This window comes from Enterococcus sp. DIV2453a (genome assembly GCF_050533535.1).
Taxonomy (GTDB): Bacteria; Bacillota; Bacilli; order Lactobacillales; family Enterococcaceae; genus Enterococcus; species Enterococcus faecalis.
This window is the reverse complement of the sequence record NZ_CP172899.1, coordinates 1,449,711-1,464,353: the sequence shown is the minus strand read 5'-3', so window position 1 is coordinate 1,464,353 and position 14,643 is coordinate 1,449,711. Positions and strand designations below refer to the sequence as shown.

15 protein-coding genes are annotated in these 14,643 nt (G+C 37.5%); 10 read left to right on the top strand and 5 right to left on the bottom strand.

Translation table 11 applies throughout. The annotated features are described in order from the left end of the window. The first annotated feature begins 80 nt into the window (after positions 1-80). The 3 genes from IGK03_RS07235 to IGK03_RS07225 all read left to right on the top strand — a co-directional run bounded on the left by IGK03_RS07235 (position 81) and on the right by IGK03_RS07225 (position 3,104). Positions 81-761, top strand: coding sequence for an ABC transporter ATP-binding protein (locus IGK03_RS07235; protein ID WP_002357457.1), 681 nt, complete (start codon positions 81-83; stop codon positions 759-761). Further along, positions 762-2,045: an ABC transporter permease gene (locus IGK03_RS07230; protein WP_010775867.1), complete on the top strand. Its 1,284-nt coding sequence runs from the start codon at positions 762-764 to the stop codon at positions 2,043-2,045. Positions 2,046-2,135: 90 nt separating this feature from the next. Then, positions 2,136-3,104: an NADP-dependent oxidoreductase gene (locus IGK03_RS07225; RefSeq protein WP_002398751.1), complete on the top strand. Its 969-nt coding sequence runs from the start codon at positions 2,136-2,138 to the stop codon at positions 3,102-3,104. 79 nt (positions 3,105-3,183) lie between these two features. Here IGK03_RS07225 and IGK03_RS07220 read toward each other — a convergent pair whose 3' ends face one another. From IGK03_RS07220 to IGK03_RS07205, 4 genes are all read right to left on the bottom strand, one after another. Beyond that, on the bottom strand, positions 3,184-3,786 hold the full coding sequence (locus IGK03_RS07220) for an alpha/beta hydrolase (RefSeq protein ID WP_002361880.1): 603 nt from the start codon (positions 3,784-3,786) through the stop codon (positions 3,184-3,186). 12 nt (positions 3,787-3,798) lie between these two features. Next, positions 3,799-4,761, bottom strand: coding sequence for a ring-cleaving dioxygenase (locus IGK03_RS07215; RefSeq protein ID WP_033596522.1), 963 nt, complete (start codon positions 4,759-4,761; stop codon positions 3,799-3,801). A gap of 10 nt (positions 4,762-4,771) precedes the next feature. Next, complete coding sequence (locus IGK03_RS07210; RefSeq protein ID WP_002374757.1) at positions 4,772-5,200, bottom strand: MarR family winged helix-turn-helix transcriptional regulator; 429 nt, start codon at positions 5,198-5,200, stop codon at positions 4,772-4,774. 128 nt (positions 5,201-5,328) lie between these two features. Next, positions 5,329-6,123 (bottom strand): SDR family NAD(P)-dependent oxidoreductase, encoded by a 795-nt coding sequence (locus IGK03_RS07205; RefSeq protein WP_002360217.1) that lies wholly within the window; start codon positions 6,121-6,123, stop codon positions 5,329-5,331. A gap of 196 nt (positions 6,124-6,319) precedes the next feature. Between IGK03_RS07205 and IGK03_RS07200 the strand changes: the two genes are divergently transcribed. Both IGK03_RS07200 and IGK03_RS07195 read left to right on the top strand, forming a co-directional pair. Next, the gene (locus tag IGK03_RS07200) at positions 6,320-7,072 is read left to right on the top strand and encodes a DUF7006 family protein (protein ID WP_002384475.1); all 753 of its coding nucleotides are present in this window, start codon (positions 6,320-6,322) and stop codon (positions 7,070-7,072) included. A gap of 104 nt (positions 7,073-7,176) precedes the next feature. After that, the gene (locus tag IGK03_RS07195) at positions 7,177-7,899 is read left to right on the top strand and encodes a TraX family protein (protein ID WP_002357468.1); all 723 of its coding nucleotides are present in this window, start codon (positions 7,177-7,179) and stop codon (positions 7,897-7,899) included. A gap of 59 nt (positions 7,900-7,958) precedes the next feature. On the opposite strand, the gene IGK03_RS07190 is transcribed toward IGK03_RS07195, so the two are convergent. Then, positions 7,959-8,993, bottom strand: coding sequence for a YdcF family protein (locus IGK03_RS07190; RefSeq protein WP_010707546.1), 1,035 nt, complete (start codon positions 8,991-8,993; stop codon positions 7,959-7,961). 282 nt (positions 8,994-9,275) lie between these two features. Here IGK03_RS07190 and ptb point away from each other — a divergent pair, with 282 nt between their 5' ends. The 5 genes from ptb to IGK03_RS07165 are packed head-to-tail and all read left to right on the top strand — an operon-like array spanning position 9,276 to position 14,624. After that, a complete protein-coding gene (gene ptb, locus IGK03_RS07185; protein ID WP_002360223.1) occupies positions 9,276-10,097 on the top strand; it encodes a branched-chain phosphotransacylase in 822 nt (273 codons plus the stop codon). Between the two features lie 18 nt (positions 10,098-10,115). Beyond that, on the top strand, positions 10,116-11,198 hold the full coding sequence (buk, locus tag IGK03_RS07180; RefSeq protein ID WP_430602180.1) for a butyrate kinase: 1,083 nt from the start codon (positions 10,116-10,118) through the stop codon (positions 11,196-11,198). Between the two features lie 5 nt (positions 11,199-11,203). Continuing rightward, entirely contained in the window at positions 11,204-12,613 is a 1,410-nt protein-coding gene (lpdA, locus tag IGK03_RS07175; protein ID WP_430602178.1) for a dihydrolipoyl dehydrogenase, read from the top strand. Positions 12,614-12,623: 10 nt separating this feature from the next. Beyond that, the gene (locus IGK03_RS07170; protein WP_002360226.1) at positions 12,624-13,616 is read left to right on the top strand and encodes a thiamine pyrophosphate-dependent dehydrogenase E1 component subunit alpha; all 993 of its coding nucleotides are present in this window, start codon (positions 12,624-12,626) and stop codon (positions 13,614-13,616) included. Positions 13,617-13,637: 21 nt separating this feature from the next. Further along, positions 13,638-14,624, top strand: a complete 987-nt coding sequence (locus IGK03_RS07165) for an alpha-ketoacid dehydrogenase subunit beta (protein ID WP_002357475.1) — start codon at positions 13,638-13,640, stop codon at positions 14,622-14,624. The last annotated feature ends 19 nt before the right edge of the window (positions 14,625-14,643 follow it).

The window sequence follows — 14,643 nt, the reverse complement described above, 5'->3', positions numbered from 1 at the left end:
AAAGAGAAGAAAGGAGTATGAAAAGAGTAAAAAACTTTGTAAATAAGTAAACGACAAAGAATGAAAAATGGAGGGGTAACATGGCGGTAATTGAAGCAAAAAATATTAAAAAAAGTTATGGAAAGAACGAAACAAAATTTGATGCGTTAAAAGGTGTTGATTTAAAAGTTGAAAAAGGTGAATCTGTGGCCATAATTGGTAAAAGTGGCTCTGGGAAATCAACATTTATGCACATTTTGGCATTGTTAGATCAACCAACTTCAGGAGATATTTATTTAAATGGTAAAAATGTTACTAGTATTAGAAAGAAAGTGCTGAATAAAACGAGAAATGAAGAATTTGGTTTTGTTTTTCAACAATTCTTTATGAATGCCAAGGATACAGTTTTAAATAATGTTCTTTTACCATTAAAAATTGGTGGAATTTCCGGTAGCAAGAGGAAAAAGATGGCTTTAGATGCGTTAAAAGCAGTCGGTTTGGAAGATAAAGTTCAAAACAAAGCGAATAATTTATCTGGTGGTCAAAAACAACGGGTATGCATAGCGCGTGCTTTAGTTAATAATCCGCAAATTATTTTTGCGGACGAACCTACAGGGAATTTAGATTCTGCCACTGGGAAGAAAATTGAAGAATTATTATTTGATTTAAATAAAAATAAAGGAATTACCTTAATTATTGTGACACATGATCCAGATTTAGCAGCACGTTGTGATCGGCAAGTTCATGTTCGAGACGGCTTGATTGTAGGAGGAGATGAGTAAATGAAATTTAGAGATATTTTAAAATCAGCTAGTACCAATTTAATGCGTAATAAAGGCCGAACCGTATTGACCATTATTGCAATCTTTATTGGAGCATTTACCATAGCTTTAACTACAGGAGTCAATATTGGTGTAAATGATTATATTGACAAACAAGTCGGCAGTGTCGGTGGTGCAAATCAGCTATTTATTCAGCCAAAAATGGAGATGAATGTTGGTAACGGAACAGAACCAAGTAAATATAATCCAGAGAAAAAAACCAGTACGATTCAACAACAAAGTATGCTTGCTGAAAAAGATATTGAGAAGATTAAAAAAATCTCGGATATTACATCAGTGGAACCAATGAAATCCGTTGCTATCGATTATATAAAAGGAGCAGATAAGCATAAATATGTATTTTCAGCAACTTCTGCGCTAGATGAGATGACCATTGATTTAGCGGCTGGCCGTAAAGTTTCGCAAACGAGCCAGGACTTCGAAATTAATTTGTCACCAGAATATGTAAAGGCACTCGGCTATACATCTAGTAAAGCTGCCGTGGGAGAAACAGTTCAATTAGGTATCTCAAGTTCCTTGAAAGGACAAGAGCAAGTTATTGAAGCAAAAATTGTTGGCGTTAGAAATACCAGTGTCATTCAAAATGGGCTCTCGCTGATGAATAAAGCATTGATTGATAAAGTTGTCTCAATCAATCAAGCAGATCTTCCAGAACATTTAAAAAATCAATACGCGATGATTATTGCTGAAGTTAAAAAAGACAGCACGCCAGAGCAGATTAAGGACATCAAAAAAGACTTAGATAAAGCTGGCTATTTAGCGACTACTGTCGAAGATGAAATTGGTATGATTCGTAATATAATCAATGCAATCACTGGTGTTTTAACCATGTTTGGTGCAATTGCCTTGTTAGCTGCAAGCTTTGGCATTATTAACACGCTGTATATGTCTGTCCAAGAAAGAACGCGAGAAATTGGTTTAATGAAAGCCATGGGTCTTAGCAATGGGAAAGTCTTTACAATTTTTAGTGTTGAGGCGGCTTTAATTGGCTTTTTTGGCTCAATGTTAGGCATTTTAGGAGCTGTTGGGGTTGGAAATTTAGTTAATCGTTTGGCAACGGATTCTTTTTTAAAGGCTTTAACAGGATTTAAATTAATTCAATTTTCATTGCCATCTTCACTAATGATTATCTTAGTTATTATGTTTATTGCTTTTTTAGCAGGAACTTTACCAGCTCGAAGAGCAGCCAAATTAGATCCAATTGAATCTTTACGTTATGAATAATAGACTAAAAACAGCTACTTTCTCTCAATTTAACTAAAGCATATTCTTATATAAAAAGAAGGCAATAGGCGTATACTAAAAGTGTGAAAAATGAAACAAATGAGAGGAAGTTGGTTTATGAAAGCTGTTGTGATTAATCAGTACGGAAGTAAAGAGGTACTTGAAGAAGCAGAAGTAACACTGCCAGAATTATCGGAACATCAAGTGTTGGTAAAAGAATACGCGACATCAATTAATCCGATTGATTGGAAATTGCGTGAAGGATATTTAAAACAGATGTTTGATTGGTCCTTTCCGATTATTCTTGGTTGGGATGTCGCTGGTGTGATTACAGAGGTGGGGAGTCAAGTAACGGATTGGCAAGTTGGCGATAAAGTTTTTGCTCGTCCTGAAACTACTCGTTTTGGGACCTATGCAGAAGTAACGATTGTGGATGATCATTTATTAGCAAAAATCCCTGAAACAATTAGCTTTGAAGAAGCGGCTGCCGTTCCGTTGGCTGGTTTAACCGCTTGGCAAGCATTGTTTGATCATGGGCACCTTAAAGAAGGAGAAACTGTTTTAATTCATGCTGGTGCAGGTGGGGTCGGTACTTATGCGATTCAACTAGCAAAAGAAGCGGGCGCACATGTCATCACGACCGCTAGCGCAAAAAATCATGCCTTACTGAAAAAAATTGGTGCAGATGAAGTGATTGATTATCATACAACGAATTTTGCAGAGGTATTAACTGATGTTGATTTGGTCTTTGATACAATGGGGGGTGAGGTTCAAAAAAATAGTTTTGACGTCTTAAAACCAAACACCGGTCGTCTTGTTTCAATTGTGGGCATTGAAGATAAACAATTGGCAGCCGAAAAAAATATTTCTGCTGAAAGTATTTGGCTTCAACCAAATGGAGAACAATTACAAAAAATTGCTGATTTGATGGCAGCTGGAAAAGTGAAATCAATTATTGGTGAAGTTTTCCCTTTTTCTAGACAAGGGATTTATGATGCACATGCACTCAGTGAAACGCACCATGCAGTTGGTAAAATAGTTGTTCAAATGGCAGAATAAAAAGAAGCTCAGACAGTGAATTATCTCAAAATAGAAAAAGTGGGTCCTAAGTCATTTCGACTTAGCACCCACTTTTTTGTTAAGAGGACAGATGTGCCAACCAAGTTTGTGTTTCCTTAATTTCTTGATAAGTTAATTGATGACTTTGTGTCCAAACCTCTTGTACGGTTGCTCCATGATTCTGAAATAGTTGAATCACACGCATACTCTCAGGAAGTGGAACAATCGGGTCATGCTCTCCTAGAGATAATAAAACAGAAGTGTCGGTCAAGTCTGGTTGATTGGTCAATTCAACAGGAAACATGGGATGATAGAGGACAGCTTGATGGTAACTATCGGGATGAGTAAGCAATAATTGAATAGCGATATTGGCCCCATTTGAATAGCCAATAAAAATAATTTTATCCAATGAAAATTGATGCTCGTTAGCGGCTTGTTGAATAAACTTATGAAGCGCCTCGCCGCGTTTTTCTAGATCTTCTAAGTCATAATGACCTTCCGCTAGGCGCTTAAAATAACGATTCATTCCATTTTCTGAAACATCACCACGAATACTTAGCACAGTAGCTTGTTTATTTAGTTCTTGGGCAATTGGTAGGAGAGATGTTTCATCACCACCTGTACCGTGAAGTAGCACAAAGACAGGTGCTTCAGGATGTCCTTTTTTAAAAATTGAATGCATGTTTTTTCCTCCTTAGGCTCGTTTTGTATTGAAAGGCTTGATAACACTCTCAATATACTCACGACGGTTTTCTAAAAATGGCGCAAGAGATAACTTTTCTCCTAATGTTTCGTAAGGTTCATCCCCCATAAATCCTGGTTCATCGGTGGCTAATTCGACTAAAATATGCCCAATACGAACATACAATGATTCAAAGTAATAACGATCGACATAGCCAGAGTTTTGTAAGCCTAAATGATCAAAGAGCGCTTGCCAAGTCCCAAGTGATTTACGATCCGCTAGGCGGAATGCAACGTGATGTACTTCACCATATCCTTGTTGCGCTTGTGAGCTAGTATCATCGTCTACCAAAATGACTTGGGCACCATTGCCACCTTGGCCAACTTCTAGTAAATAGCGATTGCCTTCTTGTGCCACTACGTGAAAGCCTAGAATTTCTTCAAAGACTTCTTTGAATTCATGAAAATAGGAAATAGCTATTTCGACAGGTCCTAAGCCATAAATCGCAAATTCTGTAGGGACAGGTCCTTTTTTCCAAGGGGTGCCCGCTGCAACGCCCTGATTTAATTCATCAGAGATTAATTGATACGCTTGATCATCAAAATCCCAGAAGCGAAGGACTTTTTTGCCAAATTCTTCAGAAATACCTGTGTGTTTGACAGCAAATTCATTGAAGCGATTTTCATAATAAGTCAAAGCTGCATCTGAAGGAACCCGGAACCCTGTTCTTGAAATTGTATTGGTTCCTTTTAATCCTTTAGGGTTATTGGGAAAATCGAAAAAGGTCATGGTTGTACCTGGTGTACCCAAATCATCGGCAAAATAGGTATGGTAAGTATAGATATCATCTTGATTCACTGTTTTTTTGACTAAACGCATCCCTAAAACGTCCGTAAAGAAGTGATAGTTTTTTTCTGCATCACTTGTCATAGCTGTAACGTGGTGGATTCCTAATAATTGATCTTCTTTTTTCATCATTATTTCCTCATTTCGTTTCATTTGTTATTTTTCGTAAAGTTTTTTGAAGAAGTGTTAATTCTTCGGAAGAGAGTTGTTCAAATGCTTCTGCAATTCGCTTTGCATGCGTCGGGAAAATTTCTTTAATTAATGTTTTTCCAGCTTCTGTTAATTCAACGTAAGTAATGCGTCGGTCTTTTTCACTGGGGGTGCGCGTTACATAGCCTTTTTTATGTAATTGGTCAATAACATAAGTGGTGCTACTGCTAGCGATTAAAATTTTCTCCTTAATTTTTTGGATGGTCTGAGGACCTTTATGGAGTAACAGCTCTAACACTGAAAATTCTGTAATGTTTAAGTCATAACAAGTGACATCTTGCTTGGCAAGTTGCTCTAGTTGATGGCTGGTTCTTAATAAACCGATATAGGCTTTTAAAGCTTCTTGCTGTTGGGTCATTGTTTCACCTCTTTTTATTTCGAATTCGAGATAAATATAACTTACTTTTGGTAAGTAATCAATTAATATGCTTAAAAAGACAGCCAGCAAAAAATGTGAATTTTTGCTGGCTGTCTTTTTTGTTTATTTTAGAAGATTGTTGGAACTAAGCCGCCATCGATTCTTAAGGCTTCTCCTGAGAAAGAAGAAGAATCTGGGCTGGCCACAAAGGTAACAAAACGACCAATTTCTTCTGGTCGAATGAGCCGTTGGATTTGTGAACGAGAACGATGATTTTTCATGAAATCTTTTTCCCAATCCTCTTTGGGAATGTCTGAATCAGCGTACATATCTTCCAACATTTTTTCTACACCTTCGGTAAGGGTTGAGCCAGGCATAACCGTGTTAACGGTGACATGTGTGCCAACAGTTAAGTTAGATAAACTTTTAGCTAAGGAAAGATTCATCGTTTTTGTCATGCTATATTGGGGCATTTCGCCAGAAGGCATCACCGCTTCTTCGCTAGCAATGAAAATAATGCGACCAAAATCTTGTGCAAGCATTTTAGGTAGATAAGCTTTTGCTAATGCATTGCCTGACAACACGTTCACAGTAAAAAATTTTTCCCAAGTGGCGTCATCGATGTCCCAGTATTCCATTGGCTCAAAAATCCCCATATTGTTCACTAAAATGTCGACTTTAGGGAATTTTTCAAGTAAAGTAGTTCGTTGACTTTCAATGGAAATATCGGCAGTTCCTGCTTGAGGATGAGTGTCTGGAAACATTGTTTGTATTTCTTCAACAACTTTGATTACTTCGGCTTCATTGCGCCCATTGATAATGACATCGGTCCCTTCACGAGCCATTTCAATCGCAATTGCTTTGCCAATTCCTTTGGTTGAACCAGTAATTAATGCTAATTTATTCGTTAAGTGTAAATCCATTTAAATCCCTCCAACGTTTGTCTATCTCTAGTGTAGGTCTTTTTCTGGACTTTTAAAAGGAAAAAGTTTTTTCGGCCCGCGAGAAACAAGCCCCAATAATTACTTAACAGTTGAGTTTTCACTTTTTGGGCGTAAAACGAGTAATTATTGTCAGTAAAAAAGCGTCACTTTTTTGATAGAATAACTAGAGACGAAATTGGCTAAGACCAATTTTGTAAAATTGTACATAAAAAAGAAGAGTGGGAATGCTATGAAGAAACAATATTACTGGAATATACCCGATAACTTATTAAACTCGTTAAAACAGCGGAAAAAGTTATACAGCTTTTATAAAAATGAACAAAATAAGGCAAGAGAATTAGTAGAGAATTGTCAGTCGGTTCTTTTTCCTGAATTAGTCGCTTCGCTGAATAAAATAGATGAGCGGATTAAATTATTGATATTCTATCAAAATTTAGAAGATTGTGAGCTTTCAGAAGAAGAAATTATTACTGTGATTGAGCGAGAATATTTTGTGACTTTTTATGAAACAATTGAAGAACCGACCACTGAAATTATTAGTAGTCATTCTATGTATTATTTATTGCAACAGCCGACTAAAGAAATGCTTTGGGATTTAGACTTTAGTAACATGTTAAAACAAGGTCAGTTAGTTGATTTAATGGATTATCAAAAATTGACCAAATGTTATCAAAAGCTGCAGAATCAAGCTAAAAATTTGATTGAAAAATTAAATAAAGAAACATTTTACACATTCTATAGTCAACTTTTATTGATTGATTGCCAATGCAAATTATTAATAGAAGAGGCGCTTCTAAAAGAAGAATCATTGATGACGGTCGATGAATGCTTAACAGCCATTAAGCAAGAAATTCGAAAAATTCATTTTGAACAATTTAAATACCAACATTATTTATTTGAAGACTTATCTTTGCGGTACCAAGTTTAACGGAAGTGACAAAAAGAATGGTTGAATCTAACAAGAATGTTCGTTGTTTTCTGTTATATAAAAAGATATGATAGTTTCTGTAGAAAAAATAAAGGAGACGATTCATGAACGCAAATCGCTTAAAGTTATTGATGATGGGGTTAATGGTTCTTGACCATATTAGTTATTTTGTTCCGCCAGAATGGGCACTGATTTTTCATGTAATTACTCGTTGTGTCGGTGTATTTTTTGGTTACATGGCTGTAGAAGGGTTCAACTATACACGGAATGTTTATCGTTACAATGGTCGTTTGTATATTTGGGCAGCAATCATGTTTGTTGGAAATACGCTTCTAAATCATTTAGTGAATAATCCAGCTGTTGCTGTTCACAACAATATTTTCTTCACCTTAGCCCTGGGTGTCAGTATGTTAATTGTGACAAAAGCGATGCTAGAGATGCCAAAAATCAGTTTAAAAATTGTTTTATTGATTAGTATATTAGCAATTTTAGGAATAGGAGCAATGTTTGCTGAAGGTGGCATTGTGATGTTACCTTTTATGTTGATTACGTATTTAGCCAGAAAGAGACTTGTCTTACGGAACTGTTTATATGGTGCATTAGCGCTCTTTTTCTTAGTTACAAGTTTTCAATGGTTGGGAGATTGGCCAACGACAATTGAAATGTTAGCTTATAATTCTGATTTTATGTTTATCACTGTGTTACCATTTATATCGCTTTACAATGGTGAGAGAGGAAGCAAAGCACCATTTTTCAAATATTTATTTTACGGATTCTATCCGCTTCATTTATGGCTGATTGCATTGATAGCCAATTACGTTCATTAAACCTTTTTATATTAAAAGAATAAAAACAGCGACTCACAAAAATGTGAGTCGCTGTTTTTTTAGATGGGTAAGATACTGATTCCTAAAAGAAGAGTGACAAGTAGAAAAACAAAAAGCACAATTCGCTTATCATGAACCAGTAAGGCAATGTATTCTCGGATTAGAGCAGTTGGTAAAAAATATAAGGCAGTTGGCGCCCCGACACCTTCAGCTTTTAAGCCGACACGATGGGCATACATAGCTCCTCGTAAGACATGATAGTTATTTGTTGAAAAAATAACAGAGGGTTGTTTAGAATCAGACGGCATCTTTTGCCAATCTGCCTGAATTATTGCTTTAGAAAACAACATATTTTCATAAGTGGTTGTGGATTGGTCCTCCATCAAAATTGCTTCTGCAGGAATATTTTGTGAAAGCAAATATTTTTTCATTGCGAAAGCTTCGGCCACAGGTTCGTCAGGACCTTGACCACCGCTGACTACAAATTTAGCGGTGGGATTTTTTTCATAATATTCAATCCCTTTATCTAACCGACTCTTCAAAAGTGGAGGTACTTCCTCGCTACGAATTCCCGAACCTAAAACAATGATATAATCAACCGCTTTTTTTAAAGGAATCATTTGGTACATCCATGAATACAAGACGTAAGCAGCAAATAGAAAGGTCAGCAAAAGATCCATTAACAATAGAAAAAGTAAGAGCAGAAAAAGCACATAAGGTATTTGCGCTGTGCCAACTGATAATAAATATAGAAAGGCGGGTAAAGCAATTAATAAGTTCAGTCCTAGGCTAGCAGACAATTTAGCCGTGACACTTTTGCCTTCTTTCGTTTGCATCGTACGTGAATTAAAAATAAAGTAAAGGCAAATGCCGATAAACACAGCGGGAATTAATAGATAAGCAATGGCCAAAGTAATTAGGTCGCCATTCTTAAAATGTAAATAAATTTTGTCTAGTCCGATAAATAGTAAGGTGACTAATGACAATAAGGTGCCAGAAGCCAGAGTGATACCGCCGAGGATACTGCGGTTATTAATTTTTAATATACCAAATCCTAGTAGGGCGATAAACAAAAAGAATAGTAGTAGTGCCATTTAATTCCTCCTAAAAATAAGTATCTAAAGTATAACATGCTTTAGGATCTGACATAAATAAACAGCTGTGCCGAAGCATAAGTTTTCCTTTCATTCTTAGAAAAGAAGTTTTTTCATGAAAAGTAAATTAGATAACAATTGTTTAGAGAAAGAAAAGCTTGATTTACTAAGCTTTTCCTTCTCTATAAAAAATATTAATAAGGACATAAAAATTAACAATTTGTATGCGCTTACATACTAAGGTAGATTTAAAGTGTAAAGAAGAAAAAATGAGGTGAGAAAATGATCACTGTTTCAATTGCAGGAGGTTCACAACCAGAGATTTTACAGCTAGTTAAAAAAGCACTAAAAGAAGCCGAGCAACCGTTGCAGTTTATTGTATTTGATACAAATGAAAATCTTGATACTGAAAATCTCTGGAAATATGTTCATTGCTCAGATGAGGCCGCGGTAGCACAGGAAGCTGTCAGTTTAGTCGCAACTGGTCAAGCACAAATTTTATTGAAAGGAATTATTCAGACCCACACATTACTAAAAGAAATGTTGAAAAGCGAGCATCAATTAAAAAATAAACCGATTCTTTCTCATGTAGCAATGGTGGAGCTGCCTGCGGGGAAAACCTTCTTGTTAACCGATTGTGCGATGAATATCGCCCCCACTCAAGCGACCCTCATTGAAATTGTTGAAAATGCTAAAGAAGTCGCCCAAAAATTGGGACTGCATCACCCGAAAATTGCTTTGTTAAGCGCAGCGGAAAATTTCAATCCTAAAATGCCTTCGTCTGTTTTAGCAAAAGAAGTCACGGCACATTTTAATGATCAACAAGAGGCTACGGTTTTTGGGCCACTTTCGCTTGATTTAGCGACCTCTGAAGAAGCGGTTGCGCATAAACGTTACAGCGGTCCTATCATGGGGGATGCAGATATTTTAGTGGTCCCAACTATTGATGTTGGAAATTGTTTATACAAATCATTAACCTTGTTTGGGCACGCCAAAGTGGGAGGAACGATTGTTGGCACAAAAGTCCCAGTCGTTTTAACATCTAGAAGCGATTCAACAGAAAGCAAATTCCATTCATTAAGATTTGCCATGAGACAAGTTTAAAAAAAGGAGCAGAAAACAATGGAAACAGTATTGGTTATTAATCCTGGCTCGACCTCCACTAAGTTAGCGCTTTTTGCTAATCATGATTGCTTGGCGGAAGAAACGCTTAGACATAGCGTCCAAGAATTGGCACCTTTTGAAAATGTTGTCAGTCAAACACCATTTCGAAAACAAATGATCGCGGAATTTTTAGAAACACATAACATCACACAATTAGCCGCTGTCGTGGGGCGTGGTGGTTTGCTTAAGCCTATTCCTGGCGGTACGTATCTTGTCGATCAACAAATGCTAGAAGACTTGCGGACAGAACGCTTTAATACCCATGCTTCAAATTTAGGGGCGATTTTAGCTAATGAGTTTGCAGAAAAATATCACGTGCCAGCCTTTATTGTCGATCCTGTTGTTGTAGATGAGCTACAGCCATTAGCCAGGATTTCTGGATTAAAAGGCATTCAGCGGCGTAGCGTTGGTCACGCCTTAAATCAAAAAGCGGTCGCTCGAAAAATCGCTGAGGATTTAGGGAAAACATATGAGCAAAGCAATTTTATCGTTGTTCATTTAGGTGGGGGCATTAGCTTGGGGGCGCATCAAAAAAGCCGCATGGTGGATGTGGTAAATGGGCTTGATGGTGAAGGTCCTTATACGCCAGAACGCAGTGGTGCCTTACCGCTCGTTGAATTTGCGCAATGGATACTTGAACAGGAGTTAACGATTAGCCAAGTGAAAAAGCTAATTGCGGGTAATAGCGGCCTTAAATCATACCTAGGTGAAACAGATTTACGGCATATCCAAGCACAAATAGCTGCAGGTGATCAAACAGCAAATTACTATTTAAAAGGAATGTGTTACCAAATCGCAAAAAGTATTGGCGAGATGGCCGTGGTTCTTGAAGGCACAATTGATGCAATTATTTTAACAGGGGGCGCAGCCTATTCGCAAACCGTTGTTCAAGAAATTAGTCAAAAAGTCACTTGGATTGCACCAATTAAGGTTTACCCAGGTGAAATGGAGATGGCTGCTTTATATGAAGGCGTCAATCGAGTATTAACAGGGGAAGAACAAGCTTTAAATTATAGTGAAGCAAAAATTGAGCAGGAGTGATCAAAATGGCGGAACAAACAGATTTACTGATTTTAGGTGGCGGAACAGGAGGCTATGTAGCAGCAATTCGAGCCGCACAAAAAGGGCTAAACGTCACAATTGTTGAAAAATACAAATTAGGTGGCACTTGTTTGCACAAAGGCTGTATCCCTACAAAAGCTTTATTAAGAAGCGCAGAGGTTTTTGATACCTTAAAACAAGCGGCTTCTTTTGGGATTGAAACAGAGGCAGCGTCCATTGATTTTTCTAAAATACAACAACGAAAAGAAGGAATTGTTGAGCAGTTGCACAAAGGTGTTGAAGGCTTATGCAAGAAAAATAAAATCAAAATTTTAGCAGGCGAAGGTGCGATTTTAGGTCCCTCCATTTTTTCACCAGTCTCTGGCGCAGTGGCAGTTACGTTTAATGATCCAACACGAGAAGAAGAAATTATCGTTCCTAAAAATGTCATTATTGCGACAGGCTCTAGTCCTAAAACGTTACCTAATTTGCCACTGGATGAAGAATTTATCTTATCTTCTGATGGGATGCTTGAATTAGAAGAGCTACCAGAATCAATTGCAATTATTGGTGGTGGCGTTATTGGTGTCGAGTGGGCTTCTTTATTAAATAGTTTAGGTGTCAACGTAACTATCATTGAATTTTTGGATCGGTTACTTATAAATGAAAGTGCAACAATTTCTAAAGAATTAAAGAAACGTTTAGAGCAACGAGGAATCAACATTTTATTAGGTAGCAAAGTCCAAGAAGCGAAAGTTATCGGGCAGAAGGTTCAAGTAGAAGTTGCAGGACAAGAAAGCCTCGCTGTTGACAAAGTCATGGTAGCAATTGGGCGTCAACCCAATATCAATAAGTTAGGGTTACAGAATACCTCAGTGAAATATACTGACAAAGGCATTGAAGTAAATGAATTTTATCAAACCACAGAAGGACATATTTATGCGATCGGTGATTGTATCGATACACTCCAACTAGCATATGTGGCTATGAAAGAAGGAGAGTTAGCTGTTCAGCATCTTTTAGGCGAGACAGTTGAACCTTTAAATTATACAAACGTGCCTCGAGGTGTTTATACAAATCCTGAAATAGCAAGTGTCGGCTATACTAGAGAAACTTTACCAGCAGATAAAGAAGTAGTGATTGGTACCTTTAATTTTAATGGTAATGGTAAATCACTTGTTTATGGAGAAACAGATGGCTTTATAGAAGTAATTCGTGACAAGAAGACCGATGATTTATTAGGGGTTTCTATGATTGGGCCACATGTCACGGATTTAATTGCCGAAGCAAGTACTGCCATGTATTTAGATGCCGCGCCCATTGAAATTGGTGAAGCAATCCATGCGCATCCAACAATGACAGAAGTATTGCAAGAAGCAGCCTTAGATACTTATGGCTTAGCGATTCACAAATAGAGAAAGGTTGATGAAAATGAAAACGCTTAAAAAATCGGGTTTATCAAAAGAAGAATTGATTCAGGCATATCGTCAAGTACTACGAGGACGTCGTTTAGACGAACGGTTGTGGCAATTAACAAGGATTGGTAAGACCTCTTTCAATATTTCTGGTCAAGGGGCAGAAGTTGCACAAGTAGCGATGGCGATGGCTTTTGATCCTCAAAAAGATTATTTTTTACCGTATTATCGTGATATGACCGCGTGCTTGGTTTGGGGCATGACCTCCAAAGATATTTTAATGGGTTCTTTTGGAAAAGAAGCGGATCCTTCTTCCCATGGTCGTCAAATGCCGAATCATTATGGTTCAAAAGAGCATAATATTGTTTCCTTCTCTTCAACAGTAAGTACACAAATGCCATTAGCGACAGGTGTTGGTTATGCAGCGCAACTTCAAAAAGCTGATTTTGTTGCATTGACCACCACTGGGGAAGGCTCTGCCAATCAAGGAGAAGTCCAAGAAGCTATGAACTTTGCAGGCGTAAAAAAATTACCAGTCATTTTTGTTGTTGAAAATAATGAATATGCGATTTCTGTCCCAATTGAAGAACAGTATGCCAATAAACGAATGGCCGATCGCGCGAAAGCTTATGGCTTTGAAGGTGTAACCGTTGATGGTAGTGATTTTACTGAAGTCTATCTAGCATTTAAAGAAGCAGTAAAAGCGGCTCGCGGGAAAAAAGGACCAAAATTGATTGAATTAATGGTTTCTCGCTTGACTTCTCATTCCGCTGACGATGATCAATCTGTTTATCGTTCAAAAGAAGAAATTGAAGAAATGAAAAAGAACGATGCAGTGAAGCTTTTTGAAAAACAATTATTAGAAGAGGGCTATTTAACAGACGAAGACATTGCCAAAATTGATGAAGAAATTCGTGCAGAAATCAATCAAGCAACGGATGAAGCAGAAGCAATGCCAGATCCTGTACCGACATCAATTTTAGAAGAAGTATATGCAAAATAAGAGAAGAGGAGAAGAAATATAATGGCTGAGATGACTTATTTAGAAGCAATTAACTTAGGAATTTCTGAAGAAATGGCTCGGGATGAAAAAGTAGTTATTTTTGGGGAAGATGTCGGCGGCGACAAAGGCGGCGTATTCGGTGTAACAAAGGGCTTGGCTGCTAAATACGGTGACGAGCGTTGTTTTAATACACCGTTAACAGAAGGCTTAATTGGTGGTTTAGCTGTCGGCTTAGGTTTAATGGGCTATCGCGCAATTGGTGAATTTCAATTTGCGGATTACATTTTGCCTGCAACCAATCAATTGTTATCAGAGGCTCGGACAATGCGCTATAGAACAAAAGGCGATTGGACTGCGCCAATCGTTTATCGGACACCTTATGGCGGCGGTGTTCGTGGTGGGCTGTATCATTCTCAGTCTACAGAAAAAGTTTTTTGTGGACAACCAGGATTAAGAGTGGTGACCCCCTCTAATCCTTATGATGCAAAAGGGATGATTAAAGCAGCGATTCGTTCCGATGATCCAGTCATTTTTTACGAACATAAGCGTTTATATCGTTTACTAAAAGATGAAGTGCCTGCAGATGATTATATCGTACCAATTGACAAAGCCAATGTCGTTAGAACGGGTAGTGATTTAACCGTGATTAGTTACGGCATGACCTTGCAATTAGCTTTAGCTGCGGCGGAAAAACTAGCCGCTGAAGGAATTGATGCCGAAATCGTCGATGTTCGCTCATTATATCCTTTAGATCGCGAAACATTAGTAGCTGCAGCTAAGAAAACAGGGAAGGTCTTACTCGTAACAGAAGACAATAAAGAAGGCAGCGTGATGAGTGAAATTGCGGCAATGATTTCAGAAGATGCTCTCTTTGATTTAGATGCACCGATTCAACGACTTGCAGGACCTGATTGTCCAAGCATGCCTTATGCATTACCTTTAGAAAGAGAATTTTTAATCAATGAAGAGCAAGTATTAGCAGCAATGAAAGAATTAGCAGAATTTTAATTGAAGCAAGGAGGAAAAA